Origin of the sequence: Pseudoxanthomonas japonensis (genome assembly GCF_043632995.1) — a bacterium.
Taxonomy (GTDB): Bacteria; Pseudomonadota; Gammaproteobacteria; order Xanthomonadales; family Xanthomonadaceae; genus Pseudoxanthomonas_A; species Pseudoxanthomonas_A japonensis.
In genome coordinates, this window is the sequence record NZ_CP171632.1 from 285,828 (window position 1) to 312,756 (window position 26,929).

At 69.7% G+C, this 26,929-nt stretch carries 24 protein-coding genes; 11 read left to right on the forward strand and 13 right to left on the reverse strand.

Features of this window, described 5'->3' with window-relative positions; all coding sequences use genetic code 11:
* The first annotated feature begins 8 nt into the window (after positions 1–8).
* Together ACGHX3_RS01240 and ACGHX3_RS01245 are read left to right on the forward strand one after the other, a co-directional pair.
* Positions 9–1,079 carry an acyltransferase family protein gene (locus ACGHX3_RS01240; protein WP_394696110.1) on the forward strand — a complete coding sequence of 357 codons (1,071 nt, stop codon included), beginning with the start codon at positions 9–11 and terminating at the stop codon, positions 1,077–1,079.
* Positions 1,080–1,323: 244 nt separating this feature from the next.
* Complete coding sequence (locus ACGHX3_RS01245) at positions 1,324–2,403, forward strand: PQQ-dependent sugar dehydrogenase (RefSeq protein WP_394697213.1); 1,080 nt, start codon at positions 1,324–1,326, stop codon at positions 2,401–2,403.
* Here the strand turns inward: ACGHX3_RS01245 and ACGHX3_RS01250 are convergent, their stop codons facing one another.
* From ACGHX3_RS01250 to ACGHX3_RS01270, 5 genes are all read right to left on the reverse strand, one after another.
* On the reverse strand, positions 2,404–2,760 hold the full coding sequence (locus ACGHX3_RS01250) for a lipid-A-disaccharide synthase N-terminal domain-containing protein (protein ID WP_162335946.1): 357 nt from the start codon (positions 2,758–2,760) through the stop codon (positions 2,404–2,406).
* A complete protein-coding gene (locus ACGHX3_RS01255; protein ID WP_394696111.1) occupies positions 2,757–3,491 on the reverse strand; it encodes a glycosyltransferase family 2 protein in 735 nt (244 codons plus the stop codon). The genes ACGHX3_RS01250 and ACGHX3_RS01255 overlap by 4 nt, the downstream gene beginning before the upstream one ends.
* A 25-nt stretch (positions 3,492–3,516) precedes the next feature.
* Complete coding sequence (locus ACGHX3_RS01260) at positions 3,517–5,184, reverse strand: phosphoethanolamine transferase (protein WP_394696112.1); 1,668 nt, start codon at positions 5,182–5,184, stop codon at positions 3,517–3,519.
* Positions 5,181–5,906 carry a phosphatase PAP2 family protein gene (locus ACGHX3_RS01265; RefSeq protein ID WP_394696113.1) on the reverse strand — a complete coding sequence of 242 codons (726 nt, stop codon included), beginning with the start codon at positions 5,904–5,906 and terminating at the stop codon, positions 5,181–5,183. The genes ACGHX3_RS01260 and ACGHX3_RS01265 overlap by 4 nt, the downstream gene beginning before the upstream one ends.
* A gap of 116 nt (positions 5,907–6,022) precedes the next feature.
* Entirely contained in the window at positions 6,023–7,729 is a 1,707-nt protein-coding gene (locus ACGHX3_RS01270; RefSeq protein ID WP_394696114.1) for an ArnT family glycosyltransferase, read from the reverse strand.
* A gap of 134 nt (positions 7,730–7,863) precedes the next feature.
* Between ACGHX3_RS01270 and ACGHX3_RS01275 the strand changes: the two genes are divergently transcribed.
* Genes ACGHX3_RS01275 through ACGHX3_RS01285 form a run of 3 tightly spaced genes read left to right on the forward strand, consistent with a single transcriptional unit; the run spans position 7,864 to position 10,527 of the window.
* Positions 7,864–8,556, forward strand: coding sequence for a response regulator transcription factor (locus tag ACGHX3_RS01275; RefSeq protein WP_162335941.1), 693 nt, complete (start codon positions 7,864–7,866; stop codon positions 8,554–8,556).
* On the forward strand, positions 8,553–9,812 hold the full coding sequence (locus tag ACGHX3_RS01280; protein WP_394696115.1) for a sensor histidine kinase: 1,260 nt from the start codon (positions 8,553–8,555) through the stop codon (positions 9,810–9,812). The genes ACGHX3_RS01275 and ACGHX3_RS01280 overlap by 4 nt, the downstream gene beginning before the upstream one ends.
* A 58-nt stretch (positions 9,813–9,870) precedes the next feature.
* The gene (locus tag ACGHX3_RS01285) at positions 9,871–10,527 is read left to right on the forward strand and encodes an MliC family protein (RefSeq protein WP_394696116.1); all 657 of its coding nucleotides are present in this window, start codon (positions 9,871–9,873) and stop codon (positions 10,525–10,527) included.
* A gap of 35 nt (positions 10,528–10,562) precedes the next feature.
* On the opposite strand, the gene ACGHX3_RS01290 is transcribed toward ACGHX3_RS01285, so the two are convergent.
* The 3 genes from ACGHX3_RS01290 to ACGHX3_RS01300 all read right to left on the reverse strand — a co-directional run bounded on the left by ACGHX3_RS01290 (position 10,563) and on the right by ACGHX3_RS01300 (position 14,645).
* Positions 10,563–11,225 (reverse strand): DUF3011 domain-containing protein, encoded by a 663-nt coding sequence (locus ACGHX3_RS01290; RefSeq protein WP_394696117.1) that lies wholly within the window; start codon positions 11,223–11,225, stop codon positions 10,563–10,565.
* 82 nt (positions 11,226–11,307) lie between these two features.
* The gene (locus ACGHX3_RS01295; protein ID WP_394696118.1) at positions 11,308–12,537 is read right to left on the reverse strand and encodes a multifunctional CCA addition/repair protein; all 1,230 of its coding nucleotides are present in this window, start codon (positions 12,535–12,537) and stop codon (positions 11,308–11,310) included.
* 134 nt (positions 12,538–12,671) lie between these two features.
* On the reverse strand, positions 12,672–14,645 hold the full coding sequence (locus ACGHX3_RS01300; protein ID WP_394697214.1) for a transglycosylase SLT domain-containing protein: 1,974 nt from the start codon (positions 14,643–14,645) through the stop codon (positions 12,672–12,674).
* A gap of 66 nt (positions 14,646–14,711) precedes the next feature.
* Between ACGHX3_RS01300 and ACGHX3_RS01305 the strand changes: the two genes are divergently transcribed.
* Positions 14,712–15,509, forward strand: a complete 798-nt coding sequence (locus tag ACGHX3_RS01305) for a sulfite exporter TauE/SafE family protein (RefSeq protein WP_394696119.1) — start codon at positions 14,712–14,714, stop codon at positions 15,507–15,509.
* Between the two features lie 134 nt (positions 15,510–15,643).
* Positions 15,644–16,993, forward strand: a complete 1,350-nt coding sequence (locus ACGHX3_RS01310) for a putative bifunctional diguanylate cyclase/phosphodiesterase (protein ID WP_394696120.1) — start codon at positions 15,644–15,646, stop codon at positions 16,991–16,993.
* A gap of 10 nt (positions 16,994–17,003) precedes the next feature.
* On the opposite strand, the gene ACGHX3_RS01315 is transcribed toward ACGHX3_RS01310, so the two are convergent.
* From ACGHX3_RS01315 to ACGHX3_RS01330, 4 genes are all read right to left on the reverse strand, one after another.
* Positions 17,004–17,780: an endonuclease/exonuclease/phosphatase family protein gene (locus tag ACGHX3_RS01315; protein ID WP_162335935.1), complete on the reverse strand. Its 777-nt coding sequence runs from the start codon at positions 17,778–17,780 to the stop codon at positions 17,004–17,006.
* Between the two features lie 23 nt (positions 17,781–17,803).
* Positions 17,804–18,628, reverse strand: a complete 825-nt coding sequence (locus ACGHX3_RS01320) for a thiol:disulfide interchange protein DsbA/DsbL (RefSeq protein ID WP_394696121.1) — start codon at positions 18,626–18,628, stop codon at positions 17,804–17,806.
* A 97-nt stretch (positions 18,629–18,725) separates the two neighbouring features.
* Complete coding sequence (locus tag ACGHX3_RS01325; RefSeq protein ID WP_394696122.1) at positions 18,726–19,376, reverse strand: thiol:disulfide interchange protein DsbA/DsbL; 651 nt, start codon at positions 19,374–19,376, stop codon at positions 18,726–18,728.
* Positions 19,377–19,508: 132 nt separating this feature from the next.
* Positions 19,509–20,291, reverse strand: a complete 783-nt coding sequence (locus ACGHX3_RS01330) for a c-type cytochrome (RefSeq protein WP_162335932.1) — start codon at positions 20,289–20,291, stop codon at positions 19,509–19,511.
* A 129-nt stretch (positions 20,292–20,420) separates the two neighbouring features.
* On the opposite strand from ACGHX3_RS01330, the gene yihA reads away from it, so the two are divergent.
* Positions 20,421–21,023, forward strand: a complete 603-nt coding sequence (gene yihA, locus ACGHX3_RS01335) for a ribosome biogenesis GTP-binding protein YihA/YsxC (RefSeq protein WP_162335931.1) — start codon at positions 20,421–20,423, stop codon at positions 21,021–21,023.
* An 8-nt stretch (positions 21,024–21,031) separates the two neighbouring features.
* On the opposite strand, the gene ACGHX3_RS01340 is transcribed toward yihA, so the two are convergent.
* On the reverse strand, positions 21,032–21,748 hold the full coding sequence (locus tag ACGHX3_RS01340) for a VIT family protein (RefSeq protein ID WP_394696123.1): 717 nt from the start codon (positions 21,746–21,748) through the stop codon (positions 21,032–21,034).
* Between the two features lie 64 nt (positions 21,749–21,812).
* Here ACGHX3_RS01340 and ACGHX3_RS01345 point away from each other — a divergent pair, with 64 nt between their 5' ends.
* The 3 genes from ACGHX3_RS01345 (at position 21,813) to ACGHX3_RS01355 (ending at position 26,879) form a co-directional block, all read left to right on the forward strand.
* Complete coding sequence (locus ACGHX3_RS01345) at positions 21,813–23,288, forward strand: glutamate--cysteine ligase (protein ID WP_394696124.1); 1,476 nt, start codon at positions 21,813–21,815, stop codon at positions 23,286–23,288.
* A gap of 166 nt (positions 23,289–23,454) precedes the next feature.
* Positions 23,455–24,006 carry an ECF-type sigma factor gene (locus tag ACGHX3_RS01350; protein WP_213604784.1) on the forward strand — a complete coding sequence of 184 codons (552 nt, stop codon included), beginning with the start codon at positions 23,455–23,457 and terminating at the stop codon, positions 24,004–24,006.
* Positions 24,003–26,879, forward strand: a complete 2,877-nt coding sequence (locus ACGHX3_RS01355; RefSeq protein ID WP_394696125.1) for a protein kinase — start codon at positions 24,003–24,005, stop codon at positions 26,877–26,879. Before ACGHX3_RS01350 ends, ACGHX3_RS01355 begins: the two co-directional genes overlap by 4 nt.
* The last annotated feature ends 50 nt before the right edge of the window (positions 26,880–26,929 follow it).

Below are 26,929 nucleotides of genomic sequence, written 5' to 3' on the forward strand. Positions count from 1 at the left end.
TTCGCTGCATGAGCGCCGCACCGGTCCGGTTCGCGTCCGTCGATGCCCTGCGCGGCCTGACAGTCGCGGCGATGCTGCTGGTCAACACGCCGGGCGACTGGTCGCATGTGTACGCGCTGTTGCTGCATGCCGAGTGGCATGGCGTCACCCCGACCGACCTGGTGTTTCCCTTCTTCCTCTTCATCGTCGGCGTGTCGATCGCCCTCGGCGTGGTGCCCCGCGCGGAAGCGGGCGTGGCCAGGCCGGCGCTGGTGCGCGCGGTGCTGTGGCGCGCCGCGAAGATCGTCGCGCTCGGTCTGGCGCTGCACCTGCTGGCGTATCTGCTGCTGGACCGTCCCTCGTTCCGGCCGTGGGGGGTGCTGCAACGGATCGGGCTGTGCTTCGCCATCGCCGGTCTGCTCGCGCTGTACCTGAAGCCGCGCACGCAGTGGGCGCTGATCGTGGCGTTGCTGCTGGGTTACTGGGTGCTGATGGCGCCCTGGGGCTACGACCCGTACACGAACCTGGCGGCGCGTGTGGACACCACGCTCTTCGGCCCGTGGCTGTACCAGTGGGACGCCGCCGCGATGCGCGGACAGGATCCGGAAGGACTGCTGAGCACGTTGCCCGCCGTCGCCACCGCGCTGCTCGGCGTGCGGGGGGGCAGCGCGTTGCGCGCCGGTGCGCTTCGCACGATCGGTGGTACGGGTGCTGCCATGGTCGTGCTGGGCCTGGCGTGGTCGCCGCTGTTTCCGTTGAACAAGGCGCTGTGGACGTCGTCGTACGCGCTTTTCGCGGCCGGCTGCGCGATGCTCGCCCTGCTGTTCGCGCATGCGGTGGTGGATCGCCTTGGCTGGCCGGCCGTCGGCCGACGCTTCGGCGTCAATGCCATCGCCGCCTATGTGGGTGCGGCGGTGATGACGTACGTCGTGCTCGCCCTGGGTTGGATGGGGCCGCTGTACCGGTACGGCTTCGCCGACTGGATGACGCCGCGCTTCGGCGCCTACGTGCCTTCGCTGGCGTTCGCACTCGCCTTCGTCGGCGTGTGGTGGCTGGTGGTCCGGGCGATGGACCGTCGCGGCTGGTACGTGAAGGTCTGAAGCGCCGCCATCGTCACGCTTTCCTGCCCCGGGCCGGGTTAAAACGACAGGCAGCCCACCGCCGGATGCCGCCCGCATGAAGATGCCGCTGCTGCTCGCCTGCTGCCTGTGCCTGTCCGCATGCCAGCGGGCGACCGTGAACGAAGAGGGCGTGACGGCGGTCGTGGCGTCCCGAACCGCATCGGTGGTGCCGCCGTCGGTTGTCGCGTTGCCGCCACCGGCGACGCCGGAGACCGGGCGCGTGATGGCCGGATTGTCGCGAGCCCGCCTGGTGCCCGACCCACCGTTCACCAGTACGCCGGTCGCGACCTTCAACGAGCCCTGGGCGATGACGTTCCTGCCCGACGGACGCCTGCTGGTGACGGAGAAGTCCGGCAAGCTGCGGCTGGCCAACGTCGCCACGGGACAGGTCGGCGAGGTCGTCGGCGTGCCGGCCGTCGCGTACGGCGGGCAGGGCGGGTTTGGCGACGTGCTGCTGCATCCCCGTTTCGCAGACAACCGGTTGGTCTATCTCAGTTACGCGGAAGCCGGCAGTGGCGGCACCCGTGGCGCGGCGGTGGCGCGTGCGACGCTGCAGCTCGACGCCAGCGGCAACGGCGGCAGCCTGTCGAACCTGCAGGTGATCTGGCGGCAGCTGCCCAAGGTGAGTGGTGAAGCGCACTACGGGCACCGTCTCGCGTTCGGGGCGGACGGCAAGCTGTGGATCACCTCCAGCGACCGGCAGGCGTCGACGCCCGCGCAGGACCTGCAGTCTTCGCTCGGCAAGCTGATCCGGCTCAACGACGATGGCAGCGTGCCACCCGACAATCCGTTCGCCGCGCAGGGCGGCATCGCCGCGCAGGTCTGGACGCTCGGGCACCGCAACATGCTGGGAATCGCGTTCGACAATGCCGGGCGCCTGTGGGTCCACGAGATGGGACCCAAGGGCGGCGACGAGCTGAACCTGATCGAGCGCGGCACCAATTACGGGTGGCCGGTGGTATCGAACGGCGACAACTACGACGGCACACCGATTCCGCGCCACTCCACGCGTCCCGACTTCAACGCGCCGGAAGCCTGGTGGACGCCCGTGATCGCGCCGGCCGGCTTCGTGATCTATTCCGGCAACCTGTTTCCGTGGTTCCGTGGCAAGGGGTTCATCGGTGGCCTGGCATCGCAAGCACTGGTCGAGATCGAGTTCGACGGCACGCAGGCGCGCGAGTCCCGGCGCTACGCGATGGGCAAGCGCATCCGCGAGGTCGAACAGGGGCCGGATGGTGCGTTGTGGCTGCTGGAAGACGGCAGCGGTGGACGCCTGTTGAAGCTCACGCCGAACCGGAGCTGATCAGCGCACCGGATGCGCTCGCGCATCCGCGCCGGTGGCGGCCTGTTCGCGGCGGTGGCGGATGTCCAGGTACAGGCTGTAGGCGGCGGTGAACGCCGGCAGCAGGTTCTGCACCACGCCGACGGCATCCTGCTTCGACGAGAAGATGAAGTAGCTGAGCGCCATCAGGCTGCCCGCCAGGCTCATGTACCAGAACAGGCGCGGGATCACCGGGCGACGTGCGCGACGCGAGGCGACGAACTGCACCAGCCAGCGCGCGCCGAACAGCGCCGCGCCGGTCAGGCCGATCAGTTTCCACGGGGTCATGTGCAGGCCGGTCCAGGCCAGCCATACCAGTTCCTGGTCCATCGCGCTCATGGCTTGCGCCCCAGGTTGAGCTCGCTGATGGGGGTCACGTGGCTGCGCTGGATCAGCCACGACACGCCGATCAGGTCGCGGATGCCGACCAGCGCACGGCCGAGGTTGGTGTACTTGGACTGGCCGGTGCCGCGCGGGCGGTGCGAGACCGGCACGCTGACCGTCTGCCAGCCGGCGCGCTGCATCAGGGCCGGCAGGTAGCGATGCATGTGGTCGAAGTAGGGCAGGTCGAGGAAGGCGGCGCGCTCGAACAGCTTGATCCCGCAGCCCGTGTCGGGCGTGTCGTCGCGCAGCAGGCGCTGGCGGATGCGGTTGGCCCAGCGCGAGGCCCAGCGCTTGCTCGCCGAGTCCTTCCGGTCCACGCGCCAGCCGGCGAACAGGCGCACCTGCGGGTTCGCGTTGGCCCGGGCGGCGAGCAGCTTGAGGATGTCGGCGGGGTCGTTCTGTCCGTCCCCATCGAGGGTGGCGATCCACGGCGACAGTGCGTGCTTCACCCCGGTGCGGATGGCCGCGCTCTGGCCGCTGCGCTGCTGGTGCAGCAGCACGCGCAGCTCGGGCACCTCCGCCTTCAGGGTGGTGAGGACGTCGCGTGTGCCGTCGTCGGAATGGTCGTCCACGCAGACGATGTCGAAGGCCACCCGACCGCGCAGGTGGGACACCGTTTCGTGGACCAGCGGCCCGATGTTCTCGAGTTCGTTGAAGACGGGGATGACGACGGAGAGGCTCGTCATGGCGGCAGGCTCGGGTTGGGTGGCGTCATGCTCCTCCCCGGCAGGTCAGGAAAATGTCGTGGTCCGGCCGGTAGAGGGCCGTCTTCACGTCCGTCAGGCCCAGGACGGTGTGGAACAGGTCGTCGTGGCTGCGCGCGCCGGCCGCCTGCCGGCGCAGGCAGGCGGCATCCAGCGCGGTCGAGGCGCGCCAGCCCTGGGAAAACCAGGCCACCATCGGCACCTCGAGCTGCTCGCGCGGGGCGATCGCGTACGGCATCCCGTGCAGGTACAGGCCTTTCTCGCCCAGCGACTCGCCATGGTCCGAGACATACAGCAGGGCGGTGTCGTAGTCCTCGAGGCCCTTCAACTGGTCGATGGCCGACGCCAGCACGTGGTCGGTATAGCGCAGGGCGTTGTCGTAGGCGTTGGCGATCTGCGCGCGCGTGCAGCGCTCCAGGTCCGAGGTCGCGCAGACCGGCGAATAGACGCCGAACGCGGCGGGATACCGTTCGGAGTACGTGGGCCCATGGTTGCCCAGCATGTGCAGCACGATGACCTGGTCGCGCTTCTGCCCGCGCGCGGCATCGGCCAGTCCCGACACCAGGATGCCGTCGTAGCAGCGCTTGCCGTTGCACAGTGCGGCATCGGTGCGGGCATGCAGGTCTTCCACGGGCAGGCCGTCGCATACGCCCTTGCAGCCGGACTGGTTGTCGCGCCACAGCGTGGCCACGCCGGCACGTTGCAGCACGTGCAACAGCGATTGGTGGCTGCGGATCTCCTTCTCGTCGTAATGTTCGCGGCCCCAGGGCGAGAACATGCAGGGCAGCGAGACTTCGGTGCTGCTGCCGCAGGCGGTGACGTGCGGGAAGTTGAGGACGTCGCGCTTCGCCAGTTCCGGCGTGGTCTGGCGGGCGTAGCCGTTGAGCCCCCAGTTGGCGGCGCGCGCGGTCTCGCCCACCACCAGCACCAGTAGGCGCGGGCGGCGCATGGTGGCGGCGGGCGACTGCACGGCATCCTCGCCGATCGGTTGCAGGACGCGCTTGTGCCCCGGAGGTTCTTCGTTGACCACCTTGGCCAGCGACACCAGCACGTTGGCCGGCGTGACCAAGTAGCGCACTTCGCGCTGGTTGCGCAGGAAGGCGGTCAGCTGCTGGGTGGAGGGCAGGACGCCCAGCACGCCGGTCACCACCATGCCGGCGAGGAACGCCGCGCGCATGCCGAGCGCGCGCGTCCACCGGCGATCGCGCAGGCGCACGCGCCAGATCACCAGCAGCGCCGGCAGCGCCACCAGCAAGGGCATCAGGATGTCGCCCCCCACCAGATCGCTGGCTTCGCGCCAGTCCGTATGCAGCACGTTGCGGATCATGTCGGCGTCGATGTAGATGCCATACGCCGCCATGTAGTGGCCCGCCATTGCCGCCACCACCACCAGCGCCGACAGCACCACGCGGGCGGTGCGGCGCCACACCAGCAGCGACAGCCAGATGCCGTGCACGGCCGTGACCAGCAGGAACAGCGAGAGCGTCCAGCGCCACTGCTGCCAGGGGTGCGGTGCGGCGGACTGCCAGAACACCGCATTGGCGAACAGGCTGAAGTACAGGCAGGCGAACAGGATCAGCGCCTCCTGCGACACCCGCGGACGCGTCCGCACCAGCGCAAGCAGGCGCTGCCAGCGCGAGGGAAGCGCGGGATGGCCGAGGACCGACGCGCTCATGCGTGCGACTCCATGTCGACGCCCGGCCTGCGCCAGGCGGCGAGGCGGTCCACGCTGCAGGCCACCGCCCAGCACACCGCCAGGCTGGCGATGTCGTGCGACAGGAAATGCGCGCCCCGCAGCTGCTGGGCCAGTCCGAACACGAGACCGGCCAGCAGCCCGGCCGCCAAGCCGACATGGCGCCAGCGCGGCGCGACGGCCAGGAAGAAGAAGTACAACGCCACCCAGGCGTAGCCACCCGCGGCATGCGCGGCGGGGAAGCAGCCGGGCGCGCCGAGTCCGGCGGGTCGATGCTCGAACAGCGCGACGAACGGGCGGTCTCCGCCGAAACCGGCCAGGTCCCACGGACAATCCATGTGCGTGGTGGCCTTCAGCCATGCCACCACCGCGGTCGAGGCGAGCACCGCCACCAGCAGCCGCGCGGCAGGGCGGGTCCAGCGTTGCGCGGAGGGCGTGCGCCAATGCCACAGCGTTGCCACCAGCACGCCCGCCCAGGCGAGCTGGCTGAGCAGGCGGCCACCGCGGTGCAGCAGCGTCTCCAGCACGACGCTGTTCTTCAGCGACCATGCGTCGCCCTGCTGATGGAAGAGCCACGACGCCCAGGCATGGTCGAGCGATTGCGCCGCCAGCCACGCGGCCACCAGCAGGATCACCGAAACCGGCAGCAGGCCCGGGAGGCGCTGCTCGGGCACGACAGTCAACGAGGTCGGAGAAGCGGACATGCGGTTCGCACGGAGGGGAGTGCGTGCATGCTGGTCACCGCGATGTCGTAGCGCAGTCGGACCGCTGTCGGAGCTGCGTTAAACGCCGCGGGGTGCCGTGCGATGTTGTTCGGCGTTCAGTCTTCGCTGACGTCCGCCGACCAGTCCGCGGGCACGTCGCATCCCTCGATCCATGCGCCGCCCGGCGCAAGGATCCAGTCGCGCCGGTTGGACGCGCCGATGTCGATGACCTTGGCGGGATCCAGGCAGGGCCCGATGGCCTCCTTGCGCAGGAACAGCCAGCGCTTGCCCGGCGCTTCCAGCAGCCAGGCGTGCGCGTGCTGCCACTGGTCCACCCAGGGCTGCTTGAAGCCGAAGTCGGTGACCGGCCGGTCGGCCTGCAGCAGGTGCTGTTCGCGCCAGCCGAGCATCGCCAGTTCGGCATCGGGACCGATGCGCTCGCCCACGCGCTGCATGAGTGCCCTGGCTGAACTGTCCGGACTGATCGCCGGCATGAAGCCCATGCCGTACGCGGTCCACAGTGCCGCGGTGACCGCGACCAGGGCGGCGGCGACATGCCGTCGCGCGGACACCATCGCGACCAGTGCCGTGATGGCGAAGCCCAGCAGCCAGCGTCCCATCCGCGCCGCGGTGGCCATGTCCATGCCCCGGCCATCGAGCAGCGCCTGCACGCGTTCGGGCGGAGCCAGCAGCAGCCAGGCTCCGAGTGCCCCCGTGACGAGCACCAGGGCCGACAGGTAGGTCCACAGCACCGCACGCACGCCGCGTCGCCGCAGCAGGCCCGCCAGCAGCGGCGACGCCGCCACGGCCAGCGCCGGCAGCATCGGGAAGATGTAGACCTCGCGCTTGCCCGGACTGGCGCTGAAGAACACCAGCACCAGCAGCGCCCAGCCCAGCAGCAGTGCGTACCGCGGATCGACGCGGCGCAGGCGTCGCCACCAGGCCGGCAGCAACCAGGGCGCCAGCAGCACGCCCGGCAGCCATAGCGTCAGCATCGTCTGCAGGTAGTACCAGGCCGGCTTCACGTGGTGCCATGCGTTGGCGTAGCGCGTACCGGTCTGCTTGAACAGCATCTCGCGCGCGTAGGCATGCAGCGCGGAATCGGCAGAGGTCAGCGCGACCGACAGCATCGGCACCAGCCAGACACCCGCGCCCAGCAGGAAACCCGCCACGCCGGCCAGGGCATGGGCACCGCGGTGCGCGGGCAGCGTCTGCGGCGACTTCCATCGCACCCACAGCCACGGCAGGAACACCAGCAGCGGCAGGAAGCCCACGCCCTTCGTCACCGTGCCCAGCCCGGCCGCGAACGTGCCCAGTGCGAGCAACCACGGGCTCGGCTTCTCCAGCAGGTAGCGCAGCAGCGCCCACAGCGACAGCGTGGTCATGCCCACCAGCGCCATGTCGATCTGCGCGCGCTTGGCCTGCAGCGCGAACTGCAGGCAGACGAACAGGCCGAACACGGCGTACGGTACGGCGCGACGTCCCCACAGGCGGCGCGCAAGATCGCCGGACAACCACAGCGTCAGCAGCGCGGCGAGCAGCGACGGCAGCAGGAACGCCACCTGCCAGCTGCGCACCAGCCCGTAGCTGGCCGCCTGCAGCCACATGAAGGTCGGCGGCTTCTCGGCGTACAGCTCTGTACCGCGGTGGGGGAACAACCACTGCCCCGTCTCCACCATGGTCCGCGCGGCGAGCACGAAGCGTGGCTCGTCGGCGGGCATCGGTTCACGCAGGCCCAGCCCGGCCAGCAACGCCCACACCATGAGCGCGGCCAGCAAGGGTGTCTGCCAGCGCGGCGCAAGTCGGAGGTGCATCGATCGCATGGGTGGGCGGTTGTCCGGCAAGTCGGTGCGCGATGGTGGATCATGGCGCGTAAGAGATTCGTCGGAACTCCGACGTCGCTTCGACGTCCGGCCTGCCATGCTGCCGGTCCTCCTTCCTCGCGCGGGTCCTGCCGATGCGGCTGCTGGTGATCGAAGACAACCGGAACCTGGTGGCGAACCTGTTCGACTACTTCGAGGCGCGCGGCCACACGCTGGACGCGGCCCCGGACGGCGTCACCGGGCTGCACCTGGCCACCACGCAGGCCTACGACGCGCTGGTGCTCGACTGGATGCTGCCGCGGCTGGAGGGCCCGGAGGTCCTGCGACGGCTGCGCGAGGAGCACGACTCCAGCCTGCCGGTCATCATGCTGACCGCACGCGATGAACTGCCGGACAAGATCGCCGGCTTCCGGGCGGGTGCCGACGACTACCTGACCAAGCCGTTCGCACTGCCTGAACTGGAGGTGCGGCTCGAAGCCCTGATGGCGCGCATGCACGGACGCCAGCGGCGCAAGGTGCTGGAAGTCCACGATCTGAAACTGGACCTGGGCACCCTGGAGGTCACCCGTGCGGGGCAGCCGCTGCACCTGTATCCGGCCTGCCGCAAGCTGCTGGAGACGCTGATGCAGGCCAGTCCGGCGGCGGTCACCCGCCAGCAACTGGAACACGCGCTGTGGGGTGACGATCCGCCGGACGGAGACATGCTCCGGTCGCACATCTACGAGTTGCGGCGCAGCGTGGATGGGCCGTTCCCGGTCAAGCTGATCCAGACATTGCCAAGGACGGGCTACCGTCTCGCACTTCCCCACGACGCGGGGGGCGCGTGAAGCCCCCCCGCAGTCTGCACACGCAGATCCGGCGCCTGCTCGGCGGCTACGCCGTCCTGCTGGCCGCCGTCATCCTGCTGGTCTTCGCGGATGATTTTCTCGAGGACAGGGTGTGGAAGTCGCTGCTGCAGCGGGAGATAGCGCACCACCTGCAGCGGCAGGCGGAAGACCCGCAGCATGCGTGGCGGGACACCGACACGTTGCAGATCTACAGCGCCCCGGGCCGTCCGCCCCCGCCCGCATTGTCGATGCTGCCCCAGGGGGTGCACGACGATTTCTGGTTCGGCGGGCGCGAGAACGTCGTGCTGGTGCAGCGCGTGCGGGGCGTGGACTACTTCGTCGTACGCGACATCACCGGCATCGAGACCATCGAGGACGCGCTGCTGCTCGGATCGCTGGGGCTCGCGTTCGTCGTCCTGATCATCGTCGGCGTGCTGGTTGCCCGCGGCGTGCGCAATGCGCTGCGCCCGCTGTCCGACCTGGCCCGCGACATCGGCACACTGTCCCCCGACCGCGCCGGCCGGCGCGTGGCGGTGGGGCACGATGCCAGCTCGGAGCTCCAGGTCATCACCAATGCGCTGAACGACTATCTGCGGCGCCATGATGCCTTCGTCGAGCGCGAGCGCATCTTCATCGATACCGCCAGCCACGAACTGCGCACGCCCATCGCCATCATCGCCGGCGCCAGCGAGCTCGCGCTGGGGCGCGACGACCTGCCGGGGTCGGCGCGCCAGCAGGTGCTGCGCATCCACCGGACCGCGCGCGACGTCGAGCGGCTGATCGCGCTGCTGCTGACGCTGGCCAAGGATCCGGCACGCTTGTCGCGAAGCAACGAGGTGGTGCCGCTGCATGAACTGCTGCCCGACATCATCGACGACCATCGCCACCTGATGGAGGGCAAGGACCTGTCGGTCGTCATCGACGACCTGGCGCCATGCAGCGTGGCGGCACCGCTGCACATCGTGCAGGCGGCGATCGGCAACCTGCTTCGCAATGCCATCGAGAACAGCGACAGCGGCGAAATCCATGTGGGCCTGGACGGCGACGCCACGGTCACCGTGCAGGATCCCGGCCACGGCATGACGCCCGAGGACATCAGCCGCCTCTACGCGCAGATGGCGCGTGGCGGTGGCCGCGAGGGCGGAGGCATCGGCCTGGACCTGTTGGCGCGCCTGTGCGAACACCTTGGCTGGACGCTGTCGATCCAGTCGGCACCCGGGCGCGGCACGATCAGTCGCCTGCGGCTGTCGCGCTGAAGGCCGCCGTCACGCGCATGGCGCTAGCATGCGCATCCGCCCTCGCCGGAGCCTGTCGATGAAAGCACCCCTGTCCTGCATCGCATTGCTGCTGCTTGCCGGATGCAAGCCCGAGGCCGTCGCGCCCGCAGCCACCGTGCCCGGGCCGGCGGATACCGGTGCCGCGGCGAGCGCGGTTCCCGCCGGGCAGGCCGACGCCGCCACGACCGCTGCCGTGGCCCCACCCTCGTTCGATTGCGCCAGGGCGGCGAGCGAGGCGGAGAAGCTGGTCTGCCGCGATGCCGAACTCGCCGCGCTGGATCGCCAGCTGGCCGCGAGGTACGCCGAGGCGAAGGACGCCGATCCCGCCGTGCAGCGCGGCTGGGCCAAGGGGCGCGACGAGTGCTGGAAGCAGCAGGACCTGCGCCTGTGCGTGCTGGACGCCTACCGCACGCGCCTGGTCGAACTGGCCATCGCCGCGCCCGGTGCGCCCGTGCCGAAGCCGGTGGCGTTCCGCTGCAGCAACAACCGCGAGCCGTTCACCATGACCTACTACAACGACATCGATCCGCAGGCCGCGGTGATGATGCTGGGCAACGACCAGGCCATCGTGTTCCCGCAGCCGGCGGCCAGCGGCGCCAAGTACGGACGTGTCGGCGTCGAGTACTGGGAGCACCAGGGCGAGGCCAGCGTGGACTTCTTCGGCAACAAGCTGAGCTGCACGCCGATCAAGTGATGCGCCAGCATGCGCGCCTGCGCCGCGCATCGCTGTCAGCGCACCCGGCGGTAGCGCACCTCGTTGTGGCGGTCGCCGAGCTGCGTGGTCACCAGGCCCTCGCGTGACCGGTCGATGTCGAACGACGTGCTGCCCACGTTGAGGCGACCCTCGTTGATCCAGCCCTCCACAGTCTGGTCGCGCGTGCGTGCGCTGGCGCGGCCATCCGCTCCGATGGTCAGGGTGACGTCGCGGTCGTAGACCGGGTTGTAGCCCTCGAACGTCCCGATCATCCACGAGGGCACGTACGAGGTGTGCCGCGGCCCCTGGTAGCGGTCGTCGTCGTACTTGTCGTCCTTCTTGTCGGCGTTGTGCGCCAGGGCGCCGAGGATGGCGGCGCCGATCAGCACGCCGGCGGCGACCTTGGCATCGTGGTCGTTGCCGTGGTGTCCCGATGAATCGGTGTGCACGCGGAACGTGGCGCGGCAGCCGTCGTCCACCCAGATCTCGCGGCGGTCGTAGTCCCAGGTACGGCCCTGCGTGCAGGCGGTGCCGGACAGCTGGCGGTCCAGCGTGACGTAGCCGGCGGTGGCGATGGCGCAACTCTGGTAACGGTCGTTGCGGCTTTCGCAGGTGATGGTGTCGTCGGCTCGGGCATCGAAGCCCCAGAGTCCGACGCCTGCCAGGCAGGCATACAGCAGGGTGCGCGTGCGTTCCATGTCGATCCCCTGGGTGCGGTGAGCGGCCCCGACGCCGCGAACGCGACGATACTCCGTGCGGGCTGACGATGGCGCGCGCGGATCAACCGCCGGTCTGACGGGCGCGGTGCACCGCCGCCACCCGTGCGGCCTGCACGGCGGCGCCGATCTCCGGCCCCGTCATGCCCTCGCGCACCACGTCGCGTGCGCCGACACGGCAGGCCGCCTCGTGCAGGCGCACCAGCGCGCGGCCCTGCGGATAGTCCGCGTTCTCGCTGCCGCCGCGGCCCCGCTTGTCGGCCTCGCAGACCGTGGCCAGCCACGGGATGCGTTCCGGCCGCCGGAACGCATCGCAGCGCGTGAGCAGCTCGACCACGGTCGCATCGCGCAGTTCGGCCAAACGGTGCACGTTGAGGTGTTCGCGGCAGGCCATCACCGCCAGCTCGCGGTGGTCGACCGGCACCTTGAGCCGTTCGCACAGCGCGATCACCGGCTTCACGCCGGCATGTTCGTGGCCGATGTGCTTCGGCAGGACGTCGGCCGGCGTCAACGCCTTGCCGAGGTCGTGCACCAGCGCGGCGAAGCCGATGCGCGCGTCGCCGGGTGCGAGCCGTGCCGCCATGTCGCTGACCATCTGCTGGTGGATGCCGGTATCCACTTCCGGGTGGTACTCCGCGCGCTGCGGCACGCCGTACAGCGCATCGACTTCGGGCAGCACCACGGCCAGCGCACCACAGGCGCGCAGCGTGGCGAGGAAGGCCGAAGGCGTCGCCGAGGCCAGTGCGCGGCGCAGTTCCTGCCAGACGCGCTCGGGCACCAGCGTGTCCAGTTCGCCGCCGGCGACCATGTCCCGCATCAACGCCATCGTATCCGGCGCAACGGTGAACCCGAGCGATGCGAAGCGCGCCATGAAGCGGGCCGCACGCAGCACGCGCAACGGATCCTCGACGAAGGCGTCGCCCACGTGGCGGAGCACGCGCGCCTCGATGTCGCGCGCACCGCCGTAAGGATCGACCAGGGTGCCGTCCTCGTCCTGCGCGATCGCATTGAGGGTGAAATCGCGCCGCTGCAGGTCTTCCTCCAGCGTCACGGAGGGATCGGCGTCGACGACGAAGCCGCGATAACCGCGGCCACTCTTGCGCTCGGTGCGCGCGAGGGCGTACTCCTCGGCGGTGTCCGGATGCAGGAAGACCGGAAAGTCGCGGCCGACGGCCTTGAAGCCCTGCGCCTCCATCTGCGCCTGCGTCGCGCCGACCACGACCCAATCGCGGTCGCCGGGTTCCAGGCCCAGCAACCGGTCGCGTACCGCGCCACCGACGAGATAGGTTTTCATGGCGGCATGATGCCGGATGGGTGTGCCCACTGTCTGCGCGGGGGGGGGGTGGTGTGGGAGCGACGTGAGTCGCGATGGCGTAATGCAGACCTGATTCGCGACTTACGTCGCTCCCACAGCAGGCGCTATCGGCCTCAGCTCTTCGGCATCTGCGCCGTCGGGCAGGTGAAAGCCTTCCGCTTCGCCTGCACGCGGCCCATCAGGCGGTCGCTCACCGGCAGCGCGTTGCCGTTGAGGCGCCAGTCGTAGATCACGCTGAAGGCCAGCACGCGCGCGACGTACTCGCGTGTCTCCTTGTAGCTGATCGTCTCGATCCAGATGTCGGGATCGAAGCCGGGGCGCTGCGACTGCCAGCGTGCCGTCGGTGCCGGCCCTGCGTTGTAGGCGGCGATGGCGACATAGGGCACACCGTATTTGTCTTCCATCTCGCGCAGGTAGGCGGTGCCGATGGCGATGTTGGTGTCGGAATCGTAGAGGCTCGCCGCGCCGGCATACGGGATGCTCCACCGCTTGGCGACGCCGGCGCCGGTGGACGGCAGCACCTGCATCAGCCCCATCGCATTGGCGCCGGAGCGCGCCTTCGGATTGAAGATGCTTTCGGCGCGGATCTCGGCCGCAACCCAGGCCGGATCGATGTCGTGCTTCGCCGCTTCGCGCTTGATGGTGTCGCCGTGGTGCAGCGGGAAGCGCAGCTGGTACAGGCGCTGTTCGTCGGGCCGGCTCTCGCCGCGCACGCTGCCCAGCGAGAACACGGCGCGGTCGAACCAGCCGTTGTCCTGCGCGATCTCTACCGCGAGGCGACGCTGGGTGTCGTCGAAGCGTGACAGGGCATCGTTCCATTCGGACGTCGCCCAGCCGGGACGTTCCAGCTGCCACAACTCCATCGCGCGCACGATGGCGGGATCGCGCGCGATGGCCTGCTTGGCCGTGGCGGGATCGTTGGGGATCCAGGCGCACAGCGCGTACGGCTGTTCCAGGCGGTCGGCCGCGAGGAAGCCATGGAAGGTGGGGCTGGACGCGGTCTCGCGGAACAGGCGCTGCGCGTTGGCGCGATCGCCGGTCTTCTCGCTCATGCGCGCTTCGAAGTAGCGCCAGCGGGAATCGTTGCGCTGCGCGGGTGGCATCTTCTTCAGCGCCGCAAGCGCAGACGGCCAGTCGCCGCGGGACAGCGCCTCGCGCACGCGCCACTCATGCAGGCGCTCGTCGTAGGCGGATTCCGGGACGCTGCCAAGCCGGCGCGCGGAGTCCGGTCCGTACGACGCGACCGTCCACAGCGCGATCTGGTAGAGCACCTGGCCGCGCTCGTTTTCGCCCATGCCGAGCGCATCGGCGTACTGCGGCAGCAGGCGTTCGGCAGTATCGGGATCGCTCTGCGCGAGTTTCGCCAGTCCGTAGGCCGCCATCCGGCGACTGCGGTCGGTCTTCGGCCAGTTCAGCGCGCGCGGATGGACCGCATCGATGAAGGCCGCGTAATCGTTGGCGAGCGTGGCTTCGTCGGACGGCAGGCCACGCGCAGCACTGCGCATCACGCCGGTCTGGCGCTCGGCGGCGGCGGCCTCGATGCGTTCCCACCTCAAGGCCGGCGCAAGTCCGCCCTGGCTGGCCAATACGTTGAACACCGGATCGCAGCCATCGGGCAGCGACTTGGCGCCCTTGCGCCAGAGCGCCTGCGCCTGCCCGGTCCACGCGGCATCCGTGCGACCAGTCGCCTGGCGCGCCTGCAGGTGGGCGCATTGCAGGGCGACGCTGTCGGTCGGCTTCCAGGCGGCTAGAAAGGTGGGCCAGTCCTGGCGGCGCGCCAGGGCGGCCAGCCACACGTTGCGAAGCTGTGCGGCGACGGCCTGGCCGTCGTAGCGCGCGAGAAACGCCTGCGCCTGCGCCGTCGATATCGCATCGGGATCGCGGCGCAGGGCCGCCAGTTCGACCCATCCGTACAGCGGATGGCCCGAGAGGGATGACGAGGCCGCGGCGTTGAAGCGACCCGCCTCCGCGGCGGCGAGCGCATCGCGCACCGCGGGCCGCTGCGCGTCGAGCGACTGCGCGTGGAGGACGGGTGCGGCACACAGGCCAGCGAGAGCAGCGAGTACGATGACGGGGGGAAAACGGATCATGCCGGGACTATACCCAAGCCGCCTGAACCGACCCGTAGACAGGCCGTGACCATGAGGTGGTGAGTGGAAGGTGTGTGGATTTTCCCGGTGCTGGGTGTACTGGCCGGCATTCTCGCGGGCTTGCTGGGTATCGGCGGTGGCCTGGTGCTGGTGGCCGCGCTGGCGTGGATCCTGCCGTTGCATGGCATTCCGAAAGAGGCCGCGATGCATGCCGCACTCGCGAGTTCGCTGGCGAGCATCGTGCTGACGGCCACATCGTCCGCGTATTCGCATCATCGCCGCGGCAGTGTGCTGTGGCCGACGGTCGCCTGGATGGTGCCGGGCCTGCTGCTGGGTGGCTGGCTGGGCAGCGGATTGGCGGTATATCTGGATGACGACGTGTTGCGCTGGATCGTGGCGGGCTACTGCTTCATCGCCGGCGCGCAGATGGCATTCGGCGGCAACGCACATCCGGAAGGGCGCGGCGTGCCCGCGCCGCGTGGACCGGTGATGAGTCTGGCGGGCTCGGTGATCGGGGCGGTGTCCGCGGTCGTCGGTATCGGGGGCGGCAGCATGACCGTGCCGCTGCTGGTCGCGCGGGGCGTCCAGCCGGTGCGTGCCGTGGGTACCTCCAGCGCCTGTGGTGTCGCCATCGGCCTCGCCAGTGCATTCGGGTATGCGTTGCACGCACCGCCGGGCGCGTTGCCATCGCACGCGATCGGTTACATCTACCTGCCGGCCGCCATCGGTGTCGCGATCGCCTCGGTACTCGCCGCGCCCTATGGGACGAAGCTCGCGCACCGCATCGGTGGCAAGGCGTTGAAGCGCGTGTTCGCCATCTTCATGGTCGTCATGGGCGTCGCCATCATCGCCGGCGGCTGAGCGCGACGCGCGACGGACGCCAGCCTGTTTCCGTTGGTGGCGTCTTGCTGACGCTTTCCAACGGAGGACAGGCTGCAGCGCTTCCCGTCCGCCACGGGAGTACGATGTGGGCAGGCGGGAGGGACTCTCATCGAATGGACGCGCCGGTCGACAAGGCGGATGGCATGGGTTGGTCCGGCATGATGGCGCGCCGTCGCCAGCGGCGTGCCCTGCACCTGCTGCTGGCGACAGGTGTGATCATGGCGTCGCTGGGCTTCGGCTGGGGCGTGTTCTTCGCATCGCGCGGCGCGTGGGTCGTGGCGGCGGTGGAGATGGCGCTGGCCTTGCTGGGCGGGGTGGTCATCGTGATGGCGCGCCTCCGCCGCATACGCGCGGCATCGTGGCTGGCATTCACCGGCCTGTTCGCCCTGCTGTGCTTCTTCTCGGCGTTCCTGGATGTCTCGACCGCGGCGGTTCCCAGGACGGTCCATGTCTTCCTGCTGGTGCTCGCCGTCTGTGCGCACCACGTGTTCCGTGACGAGCGGCCGTGGCTGCGCTATGGCGTGGTCACGGTGCTGGTGGGCGTGTTCGTGTTCTTCGCCGCTGCGCCGGTCGGGACGCCGGACCGCTTCGCGATCACCGAAGACGTGCGGCGCATCGGCATCTGGATCAACCTGGCCACGGCGGCAGCCAGCCTCCTGATCGTGCTGCGGCTGGCCGAAACCGACGTCGCCGAACACCGCGCGCTGCACCGCGCGCTGCGCGATGCGCTGTCGCAACGCCGCTTCCGGCTGCTCTATCAGCCGCAGGTCGATGCAGGTGGCCGCATCATCGGGGCGGAGGCCTTGCTGCGTTGGCATGATGCACAACGCGGGCTGGTCCGCCCCGCCGATTTCATGCAGGCGGCGGAGGACACCGGCTTCATCCTGCCGCTCGGCCAGTGGGTGCTGCAGGATGCTTGCCGCCAGTTGGCGGAATGGCGGCGGGAGCCCGCGCTGCAGCGCATGCGGCTGTCCGTGAACATCAGCGCGCTGCAGCTGCGGCAACCCGATTTCGTGCAGCAGGTGGACGATGCGGTGACGCGCAGCGGTATCGATGCCGGGCTGCTGACGCTGGAGCTGACCGAAAGCGTCCTGGTGCACGACATGGACGACGCGGTCGGCAAGATGCGGGCGCTGCACGCGATGGGCGTGCGGTTGTCGCTCGACGATTTCGGTGCGGGCTACGCCTCGCTGTCGTACCTGCGTGACCTGCCGTTCGCCGAGATGAAGATCGATCGCGCGTTCACCCGCGGGATCGTGCGCGACGCGCATGCCGCGTCGATCACCCGCAACCTGCTGCAGATGGGGCGCGATCTCGGTATCGACGTGATCGCCGAAGGCATCGAACAGGACGAGCAGTTCGCACTGCTGTGCGAGCAGGGGTGCCGGTTGTTCCAGGGCTACCTGTTCGGCCGGCCGATGGACGCGACGGCCTTCCGCCAGCGCGTCACGGCCACGCCGTGAACCCCGACGTTCAACGCAATGCGCTGTGCGGCACGTCGATGTCCATCGCCAGCGCCAGGTGATCCGAGTTGGCGGCAGGCATGGCGCGGGCGTTGTCGCCGCGCAGGCCTTCGCTGAGCAGGATGTGGTCGATCGCGCGCTGTGGGCGCCAGCTCGGGAACGTGGGCACGCAGAACGCCGGCGGACGCAGGCGCGTGCGCTTGTAGAGCAGTTCCATTTCCGGCGTGTCGGGGACGCAGTTGAAGTCGCCCATCAGCACGGCGTGCGGATGGTCCGACAGCAGTTCGCCGATGAAGGCCAGTTGCGAGCGGCGCGAGTTGGCGCCGAGCGAGAGATGGGCGACGGCGACGGTCAGGCCTTCGTCGCCTTCGCCGAAACGCGCCACCAGCACGCCGCGGCCGCCGATGCGGCCGGGCAGGCTGTGGTCGCTCACTTCCACCGGTTCCAGCTTGCTCAGCAATCCGTTCGCACTGCCGGCCACGCGCGCGACATTGCGGTTGGGCTGGTGCGTCCAGTAGTCGAACCCCGCGCGCTCGGCCAGGTAGTGCGTCTGGTTGGTGAAGCCCGAGCGCAGGCTGCCGGGATCGGCCTCCTGCAGGCCGACGATGTCGTGCTCGCCGGCCAGTTGCGCGATCGCATCCAGGCTGCCGCGCTTGTTGCCCGCCGGCAGCGCATGCGACCAGCTGCGGGTCACGTAGTCGCTGTAGCGGCGGGTGCTGGAGCCGGCCTGGATGTTGGCGCTGAGCAGGCGCAGCCGTCGTGCGGCTGCGGGCGCGGATTCGGTCATGGAAGTGGGGGCTTCCGCGGGGCTCAGCGCTGCGCGCGTTCCATCGCGACCAGGTGATCGGCGATGCGCAGCACGTCGGCGTAGGTCTGGCCGCCGGTGACGCGGTACTTGCCGTTGACGATGATCGTCGGCGTGCCTTCCACGCCGCTGTTCTTGGCGAACTGCATGCCGCGCGCGATCTGCGCGTTGGTGCTGAAGCCGTTCATCAGCGACACGAATTCCTTCGCATCCACGCCGTACTGCTTGGCATACCACTGCGCGATGGTCGCGGGGTCGGTCGGCGGCTGGCCTTCGCCCGGCAGCGCGCGCTGCAGGTGGATGGCGCTGAATACGGCGTCATGGCTCCTGTCGGCCACACCCTTGGCCTGGGCCGCATAGAACGCTTTGGCGTAGGGCGCCCAGACGGGGCCGAACACCACCGGCACGTAGGTCACGCGCACGTCGGCGGGCTGCTTCTTCTTCCACGAGGAGACTTCCGGCGCGAAGCGGGCGCAGGCCGGGCAGACGTAGCCGAACACCTCGACGACCTCGACCTGGCCGTTGAGCGGCGCGAACGGCTGGCCGTTGGGAATCACGACGTAGTCCTTGCCCGCGACCGGCGCCGGGCCCTGCGGCGGCAAGACCGGGTTGCTGTTCGGCGCGGCGCTGGTCTCGGCGCTTTCGCCCGGCGCGGCCGTGGCGGTGTCGGCGGGCGCGGTGGCAGCCTCGGGGGCGGGCGTGGCGCTGGCATCGGTCGCCGGCGCGGCCGGGGCTTCCTGGGTCGGGGTGGTGTCGGTGGAGGGCTTCGGGCCGCAGGCCGCCAGCAGCGGCAGCAACAGGGACAGCATCAGGACGTGGCGGGACTTCATCGCGCGAACTCCGGAGGATCAGGGGAAAGGGGTGCCGGCGGTACCGGCGGACATCGCATTCTGCATGGCGCCCGTTGCGGTCGCCATGACGGAATCGTCACTTGCGGGCGCGCTCGCGCGCGATCAGGCGGTCGGCGATCTTCAGCATGTCGCTGTAGTTGCGGCCACCGATCACGCGGTACTTGCCGTTGACGATGATCGTCGGCGTACCTTCCACACCGGCCGCGCCCACCCAGTCGCGGGCCTTGGCGAGCTGCGCATCGACCTCGGGACCGCGCAGGGCGGCCATGAACTTCGCCCGGTCCACGCCCTGGTCGGCGTAGAAGCCGGCGATCTCGTCGGCGGATGCATTCTGGATGGGCAGGCTGCCGACCTTGTGCAGGGCGTCGAACACCGCCTGGTGGGTGCGCTCCTGCACGCCCAGCTGTTTTGCGGCGAAGAAGGCGCGCGCATACGGGATCCAGTAGCCGCCGAACGCCGCCGGCACCGGCGTCAGCTGCACGTCGCGCGGCAGCGTCTTCTTCCAGGTGGCGAGCGTCGGCTCGAGATGGGCGCAGTGGATGCAGGTGTAGCCGAACACCTCGGCCACCTCGATCTTGCCCTTGGCGGGCGCGAACGGCGTGCCATCCGGAATGACCACGTAGTCCTGGCCCTCGACCAGCGGGGCGGGCGCCGGCGGCGCGGCGAGGGCGACAACCGGCACCAGGGCCAGCAGGGTGATCAGCACGGGCAGCAGGCGCGACGCCATCGGGACTCTTCCTCGGTATGCGGGCCCGTCGACCGGGCATTCGCTGAAAAAAGAAACGCCGGCCATGGTGGGGCCGGCGCGATGAACAGGAGCTTGAACCTCCGGTCGCGCGAGGCGACGGAGGTCCCGGGATTACTTGCCGCCGGCCTTGCCCGCCGCGAGATCGTCGGCGCGGGCGTGCAGGCCCTGCAGGTAGCTGGCGAGCGCCTGGATTTCCTGCTCGGTCAGCGGGCCGGCGACCTGCGCCATGATGTTGAAGTGGGCTGCATCCTTCAGCGTGGTGGTGCCGGCCTTGTATTCGGTCAGGCGGCGCACGGTGTAGTCCTGCATCTGGCCGCCGATGTGCGGGTAGGCCGGGCCCGGGTTGCCGGCGCCGGTCGGGCCGTGGCACGCCATGCAGGCCGGCACGCCGCGCTTGGCGTCGCCGTTGCGGTACAGCTGCTGGCCGACTTCGTAGAACTTCATGTCCTTGTACGTGCCATCGGCGATGACGCTGTCGTCGGCCAGGCCGGCCCCCGACTTCTGGGTGGCGAAGTAGGCGCCCACGTCGCGCATGTCCTGCGCGCTGAGGGTCTGGGCGAACGGGGCCATCACGGCCGCCATGCCGGTGTTGCGCTCGCCCGAGGCGAACAGCGCCAGTTGCTGGGCGACATAGCGCTCGCTCTGGCCGGCGATGCGCGGATACTGCGGATCGCTCGGGTTGCCGTCGGCGCCATGGCAGGCCGCGCAGGCGGCCGCCTTGGTCTGTCCGGCCTTGGCGTCGCCCCAGGTGGTCTTGGCCAGGTTGATCTCCAGCGGCGCGGTCTCGACCGGCGCGTTGTCCGGCACGGGAACGACCGTGGTCTGTGCAAAAGCGACTGCGCCCACGGCCAGTACGGCCAATCCGGCAAGTCCCATAACGCGAGCGTGGCGCATGCTAAAGCTCCGAAACCCTTGATTGAGGCGGCACCCGCAGGGGCCGCGAAACCGCCGAATTATCGTCGCGGCGGCCCGTTGCGGTCAATTCAGCATGGCAGGCAGCCCCGCCCGTGCGATCCTAGCGGCATGTCGAACCCCCTGAATTCCGCCAGCTACCTGCTCTCCGCCCACACCCCGCGCCAGTTGCCGGAGGATGGCGGGAACGAGGTGGCCTTCGCCGGCCGCTCCAATGCCGGCAAGTCCAGCGCCCTCAATGCCCTGGTGAACCACAACCGCCTGGCGCGGGTCTCCAAGACGCCCGGTCGCACCCAGCAGCTGGTGTTCTTCCAGGTCCAGCCCGAGCGCTACCTGGTCGACCTGCCGGGCTACGGCTATGCCAAGGTGCCGCAGGACCTGCAGGCGCATTGGCAGGCTTTCATCGACCGCTACTTCCGCACCCGTGAGGCGCTCAAGGGGCTGGTAGTGGTGATGGACATCCGCCACCCGCTGAAGGACTACGACCGCCAGATGCTGGGGTATGCGGTCCAGCGCGGCCTGCCCGCCCATGCGCTGCTGACCAAGGCCGACAAGCTGGGCCGCGGCCAGCAGGCGCAGGCGCTGCAGGCGGTGAAGAAGGACCTGTTCTCGTCCTTCGGCGACACCGTCAGCGTGCAGACCTTCTCGGCCGAGTCGAAGCAGGGCGTGGACGAAGCCCGCCTGATCGTGGGCGACTGGCTGGAACTTTCCTGAGCCGACGCTCAGACGCTGACGTGGAACAGGCGGCCGACCAGCGCCGCTGCCGCCATCGCCATCGCGCCCCAGAAGCCGACCCGCCACGCACCGCGCAGCACCGGTGCGCCGCCGACCCGGGCTGCCAGTCCGCCGGAAGCCAGCAGGCCGACCAGGGTCGCGACCGTGGTGACCAGCGCCACGCGGTCCGGCGGCGCCAGCAGGGTGCTGGCGATGGGCAGCAGCGCGCCGACCGTGAAGGCGGCGGCGGAAGCGAGTGCCGCCTGCACCGGGCGCGCCCGCAATGCGTCGGTGATGCCCAACTCGTCGCGCATGTGCGCCTCGAGCGCATCGTGCGCGGTGAGTTGTTCGGCGACCTGGCGAGCCAGTGCAGGGTCAAGCCCGCGCTTGACGTAGATCTGGGTGAGCTCGGCCAGTTCCCCTTCCGGCATCTCGCGCAGTTCGCGCGTTTCCACCGCCACGTCGGCGGCTTCGGCATCGGCCTGCGATTGCACGGAGACGTATTCGCCCGCCGCCATCGACATGGCGCCCGCGACCAGCCCGGCCACGCCGGTCATCAGGATGGTCGACGGCGTCGCGCCGGCGGCGGCAACGCCCACCACCAGTCCGGAAATCGACACGATGCCGTCGTTGGCGCCCAGCACGGCCGCGCGCAACCAGCCCACGCGGTCGGTGCGATGGCGTTCGCGGTGGCGCTGCAGGGGATCGCGCGGATGGCGGGGCATGCCGTGCAGCCTACGCCGGCGATGCGGCGTGCGTCGAGGCGGCGGGGCCGGATCTGCACCACGGATGGGATGCTGCAGCGTCGCGATGGCGCTGAACGCGTGCGGGTGGTCACGCTATAGTGCCGCCCTTGCCGCGACGCCGTACCGGCGCGCCTCCCCCTCGCGAGTCCCGCCCTTGTCCAGCCCCAGCCACGTCGCCGACACGCTGATCACCGACCGCACCCAGCTGGTCGACTACATCGCTTCCGGCGAGAAGCCGGTGCAGGACTGGCGCATCGGTACCGAGCACGAGAAGTTCGGCTTCCGCCTCGACGACCTGCGCCCGCCGACCTTCGACGGCGACCGCGGCATCGAGGCGCTGTTGAAGGGACTGACGCGTTTCGGATGGGATCCGGTCGAAGAGAAGGGCCGCGTCATCGCGCTGACCAGGGATGGCGCCTCGGTCACGCTGGAGCCGGCCGGCCAGCTGGAACTCTCCGGCGCGGCGGTGGAGACCATCCACCAGACCTGCGTCGAGGTCGGCACGCACCTGAAGGAAGTGAAGCAGGTCGCCGACGAACTGCGGCTCGGCTTCCTCGGCATGGGCTTCCAGCCCAAGTGGCGCCGCGACGAGATGCCATGGATGCCCAAGGGCCGCTACCAGATCATGAAGTCGTACATGCCCAAGGTCGGCCAGCTCGGCCTGGACATGATGACGCGCACCTGCACGGTACAGGTCAACCTGGACTACGCCACCGAAGCGGACATGGTGAAGAAGTTCCGCGTGTCGCTGGCGCTGCAGCCGATCGCGACCGCGCTGTTCGCCGACTCGCCGTTCACCGAGGGCAAACCGAACGGTTACCAGAGCTACCGGTCGCACATCTGGACCGATACCGACGGCGACCGCACCGGCATGCTCGATTTCGTGTTCGAGGATGGGTTCGGCTACGAGCGCTACGTCGACTACATCCTCGACGTGCCGATGTATTTCTCCTACCGCGACGGCATCTACCACGATGCCAGCGGCAAGTCGTTCCGCGACTTCATGCAGGGCAGGCTGGACGTGTTGCCGGGTGCGTTGCCGACGCTGCGCGACTGGTCCGACCATCTGACCACGGCCTTCCCCGAAGTGCGGATGAAGAAGTTCCTGGAAATGCGCGGCGCCGACGGTGGCCCGTGGAACCGCCTGTGCGCGCTGCCCGCGTTCTGGGTGGGCCTGCTGTACGACGATGCTGCACTCGACGCGGCGTGGGACCTGGTCAAGGACTTCTCGCTGGAAGAACGCCACGCGTTGCGCGACGGCGTGCCGAAGCACGCGCTGAAGCTGCCGTTCCGCGGCGGCACGGTCCGCGACCTGGCGCGTGAGGCGGTGAAGATCGCCATCGGCGGCCTGCAGCGTCGTGCTCGCCTGAACAGCAAGGGCGTGGACGAGAGCGGTTTCCTCGATGCGCTGGTCGAGATCGTCGAGGCGAACGAGACGCCGGCCGAGCGCAAGCTCGCGCTGTTCCACGGCGAATGGAACGGCGACATCGACCGCGTGTTCCGCGAGTTCGCGTACTAGCATCCGGCCGGTGCGCGGAGACGGGCCGGGCGTGCCTGTCCTCGCGGTCGGGGTCTTTGCGTTGATGTCATCGATGGACCGGATCACAGGGCGACCTGCCTTCCGGTAACAGGGGGAGACGGCGCGGAGCGCCGTCGTGGCGCGTGGCGTAGCCGGCGAGCGACGCATGGATCAGGTTCCTGTCACCCAACTGCTCAAGCGCGCGCGCGAAGGCGATGTCCGCGCCGCCGATGCCGTGTTCGCCAGTCTGTATGACGAACTGAAGCGGGCCGCGCACCTGCAGCTGCGCCGGCACCACGACAACCTCGACACCACCGTGCTGGTGCACGAGACCTATCTGAAGATGGCGACCGGCGAGCGTCTTGCCGCCAACGACCGCGCGCACCTGCTGGCGATGTCGGCGCGCGCGATGCGCCAGGTGCTGGTGGACCATGCGCGCATCGCCCAGGCGCAGAAACGCGGCGGTGGGGTGGACGCCCTGACGCTCACGGCGCGGCTCGGTGGCGACGAGCGTGCGGTGGTCGAAGTGCTGGCGCTGGACGAACTGCTCGACGCGCTGCAGCAGGCCGACGCACGCGCGGCGCAGATCGTCGAGCTGCGCTACTTCGGCGGCTACGAGGAAACGGAGATCGCGCAGATGCTGGGTGTCAGCGAGCGCACCGTGCGCCGCGACTGGCGCACGGCGCGTGCCTTCCTGTTGGCGGAACTGGGCAAGTGAGCGACCACGGCGATCTCGAACGCAGGCGGCAGGCCCTGGCCCTGTTCCGCGAGGCCGTCGAGATCGCGCCCACCGAGCGCGAGGCCTGGCTGGAGCAGGCCTGCCGCGACGATCCCGGGTTGCGCAGTGCCGTCGATGCCTTGCTGGTGGCGGACGCCAGTTGCATGGAGCCGTTCGCCGGCGATGCGCTGGCGTGGGGCCGGGCCTTCCGCGACGAGCGCGGCGACGTGGCGCGCGATGCGCTGGTCGGCCGCAGCATCGGGCCGTGGCGCATCACCGGCATTCTCGGCCACGGCGGCATGGGCGCGGTGTACCGCGTGGACCGCGACGACGGGGCGTACACGCAGCACGCCGCGTTGAAGCTGATCCGTGCCGGTACCGATTCGCAGGCGGCGCGCGAGCGCTTCCTGCGCGAACGGCAGATCCTGGCGCGGTTGCGCCACCCGAACATCGCCACCCTGCTGGATGGCGGCATCAGCAGCGAAGGCGACCCCTGGTTCGTCATGGAGCTGGTCGATGGCCAGCCGATCGACCGTTGGTGCGACGAGCGGCAACTCGGCCTGCGCCAGCGCATCGTGCTTTTCCTGCAGGTCGTGGACGCCGTGCGCCACGCGCACCGCAACCTGGTGGTGCATCGCGACCTGAAGCCGTCCAACCTGCTGGTCGATGCCGAGGGCCGGGTGAAGCTGCTCGACTTCGGCATCGCCAAGGAACTCGCCGACACCACGCGCGCCGTGACCGTCGATCGCGCACTGACGTTCGAATACGCCTCGCCGGAACAACTGCTCGATGCACCGATCACCACCGCCACCGACCTGTGGCAGCTGGGCGTCGTGCTTCACCGGCTATTGTCGGGCGCGCATCCGTTCGGGGTGACGCGGGAAACCCCGGTGGCGCACCAGCTGCAGCAGCTCGACCGCGATCCCGAACCGCTGACACGGGCGGCGTCGCAGGCCAGCGACGAGCAGGCCGCACATCGTGGCGGGCACAGCCCCGCCTCCCTGGCGCGCGCACTGCGTGGCAGCCTCGCGCAGGTCGTGCAAGCCTGCCTGCGTCGCGATCCCGAAGCACGCTATGCCTCCGCGGATGTGCTGGCGAACGACCTGCGCGCATGGCTCGATGACCGTCCGATCAGTGCGGTGCCGTTGTCGCGTACCGATCGTGCGCGGCTGTGGCTGCGCCGCAACCGGGGAATCGCCACCGCTGCCGGCATCGTCGTGGTCGCACTGTTCGCCGGCACCGGCGTGGCGCTGTGGCAGGCGCATGAAGCACGCGCACAGGCGCGCATCGCCGAGCGTGAGTCGGAGACTGCGCGCGCTACGCTGACCTTCCTCGCCGACACGCTGGCGGCGGCAGCGCCCGAACAGGCGATGAGCACCGAAGTCAGCGTGCGCCAGTTGCTCGACCAGGCGCGCGCCAAGCTCGACGGACGCAGCCTCGAGCCGCAGGTGCGGCAGCCGGTACAGCGCATGCTCGGGCGGCTGTACCGTTCGATCGGCGATGACCAGCAGGCGGTGAAGCTGTTCGCGGCGGGTCTGAAAGGCGTGACGCCGCAGACGCGCGAGGAAGCACTGGCGTTGGCGGACGACCTGGTGGCCTACTCCGACGAGTTGGGCGATCTGGAGCGCAATGCCGAATCGCTGGCGGCGGCCGAACAGGCCGTGGCCCTGCGCCAGCGTTTCGCGCCGGATGATCCCGAACAGCAACTGCGCGCCATGGCGCACCTGACGCTGGGCCATGTGGAGAAGTACGGCTTGGAGTGGTGCAGGAAGCGGGCCGAATCCTCGCTCGCCTTCGCCAAGCGGCTGCCGTCGCCACCCGTGGACGTGGTGCTGGACATCTACTCCGACATCAGCACGGCGGCCAACTTCCAGAACGACCGGCGACGCCTGTTGTCGGTCAGTCGCGAAGGTCTGGCGTACGCGGACGCGCATGGCATCGCGGTCGATTCGCCGGTGCGGCGCACGCTGGTCCGCAGCCTGGTGTCCGGGCTGTTGCTGGAAGGGAATGCGGCCGAGGCCGAGCGCGTGGTCCGGCAGGCGATTGCGGATGCGGAGAAGACCGGCGGTTACGGCGGCACCAGTGCGACGGTGCTGTACCAGACACTGGCCGATGCGCTGCTGGGCCAGGGGCGTTACCGCGAGTCGCGCGACGCCGCCGACAGGAGCTACGCCCTGTCCAGCCAGCAGGGCGAGGGTCCGCGCAATCTGGCCATGGCACTCGCCAACCTCACCGCCATCAACCTGATGTATGGCGACTACGCGACCGCGCTGGCGCGCTCCACGCAAGGCATCGCGCGGCTGGACGAGGCGGCGGTGTCGCCCGAGGACACGTTCCGCCGCACGATCGAACGGGTGCATGCGCGCGCGCTGGTGGCGAACGGCCGCTTCGAGGAGGCGGCGACGCGGCTGGAGGATCTGCGCGCGCGCGCGGCGCGCCTGGATGGCGAGGACTCCGACGAGTACGCACAGGTGCTGGGCGACCAGCTGAACCTGCATCTGCGCAAGCGCGATGCCGCACGCGCGGCGCCGTTGCTGGCCGAACTGCGCACGCGCATGACGCAGCGCGGCGTTGCCGACAACCACGAGCAGTTCGGTTACTTCTTCGCCATCGAAGCCACGCTCGACCGTCTGCGCGGCGATCCCGCCACCGCCGAGCGGCACCAGCGCGAGGCGCTCCGGCGGCTGCAGACCAGCGCCAGTGCGGTCGACGTGGCGATCGCGCGCGCCACGCTTGCGGGCGACATCGCGGCGCGCGGCGACCGGAAGGAGGCGCGCAAGCTGCTGGACGACGCGTTGCCGATGATGCGCGAGACGCTGCTGCCCGGCGAACGCAACCGCATCGACGCGGAGGCGCTGTCGTCGCGCCTGTAATGCGACGACCGCGGATGCGGACCAGCCCGATCTGTTGAGGTGGCGTGGCT

What these genes read in the sequence shown, in the direction of transcription:
- ACGHX3_RS01250 (WP_162335946.1), bottom strand. Translation starts at nt 2,760, where the DNA reads ATGAGCGCGATGGACCAGGAACTGGTATGGCTGGCCTGGACCGGCCTG.
- ACGHX3_RS01350 (WP_213604784.1), top strand. Translation starts at nt 23,455, where the DNA reads ATGGATCAGGTTCCTGTCACCCAACTGCTCAAGCGCGCGCGCGAAGGC.
- ACGHX3_RS01320 (WP_394696121.1), bottom strand. Translation starts at nt 18,628, where the DNA reads ATGAAGTCCCGCCACGTCCTGATGCTGTCCCTGTTGCTGCCGCTGCTG.
- yihA (WP_162335931.1), top strand. Translation starts at nt 20,421, where the DNA reads ATGTCGAACCCCCTGAATTCCGCCAGCTACCTGCTCTCCGCCCACACC.
- ACGHX3_RS01260 (WP_394696112.1), bottom strand. Translation starts at nt 5,184, where the DNA reads ATGAGCGCGTCGGTCCTCGGCCATCCCGCGCTTCCCTCGCGCTGGCAG.
- ACGHX3_RS01340 (WP_394696123.1), bottom strand. Translation starts at nt 21,748, where the DNA reads ATGCCCCGCCATCCGCGCGATCCCCTGCAGCGCCACCGCGAACGCCAT.
- ACGHX3_RS01265 (WP_394696113.1), bottom strand. Translation starts at nt 5,906, where the DNA reads ATGTCCGCTTCTCCGACCTCGTTGACTGTCGTGCCCGAGCAGCGCCTC.
- ACGHX3_RS01345 (WP_394696124.1), top strand. Translation starts at nt 21,813, where the DNA reads ATGGGATGCTGCAGCGTCGCGATGGCGCTGAACGCGTGCGGGTGGTCA.
- ACGHX3_RS01330 (WP_162335932.1), bottom strand. Translation starts at nt 20,291, where the DNA reads ATGCGCCACGCTCGCGTTATGGGACTTGCCGGATTGGCCGTACTGGCC.
- ACGHX3_RS01275 (WP_162335941.1), top strand. Translation starts at nt 7,864, where the DNA reads ATGCGGCTGCTGGTGATCGAAGACAACCGGAACCTGGTGGCGAACCTG.
- ACGHX3_RS01315 (WP_162335935.1), bottom strand. Translation starts at nt 17,780, where the DNA reads ATGACCGAATCCGCGCCCGCAGCCGCACGACGGCTGCGCCTGCTCAGC.
- ACGHX3_RS01290 (WP_394696117.1), bottom strand. Translation starts at nt 11,225, where the DNA reads ATGGAACGCACGCGCACCCTGCTGTATGCCTGCCTGGCAGGCGTCGGA.
- ACGHX3_RS01255 (WP_394696111.1), bottom strand. Translation starts at nt 3,491, where the DNA reads ATGACGAGCCTCTCCGTCGTCATCCCCGTCTTCAACGAACTCGAGAAC.
- ACGHX3_RS01295 (WP_394696118.1), bottom strand. Translation starts at nt 12,537, where the DNA reads ATGAAAACCTATCTCGTCGGTGGCGCGGTACGCGACCGGTTGCTGGGC.
- ACGHX3_RS01285 (WP_394696116.1), top strand. Translation starts at nt 9,871, where the DNA reads ATGAAAGCACCCCTGTCCTGCATCGCATTGCTGCTGCTTGCCGGATGC.
- ACGHX3_RS01325 (WP_394696122.1), bottom strand. Translation starts at nt 19,376, where the DNA reads ATGGCGTCGCGCCTGCTGCCCGTGCTGATCACCCTGCTGGCCCTGGTG.
- ACGHX3_RS01240 (WP_394696110.1), top strand. Translation starts at nt 9, where the DNA reads ATGAGCGCCGCACCGGTCCGGTTCGCGTCCGTCGATGCCCTGCGCGGC.
- ACGHX3_RS01310 (WP_394696120.1), top strand. Translation starts at nt 15,644, where the DNA reads ATGGACGCGCCGGTCGACAAGGCGGATGGCATGGGTTGGTCCGGCATG.
- ACGHX3_RS01245 (WP_394697213.1), top strand. Translation starts at nt 1,324, where the DNA reads ATGGCCGGATTGTCGCGAGCCCGCCTGGTGCCCGACCCACCGTTCACC.
- ACGHX3_RS01270 (WP_394696114.1), bottom strand. Translation starts at nt 7,729, where the DNA reads ATGCGATCGATGCACCTCCGACTTGCGCCGCGCTGGCAGACACCCTTG.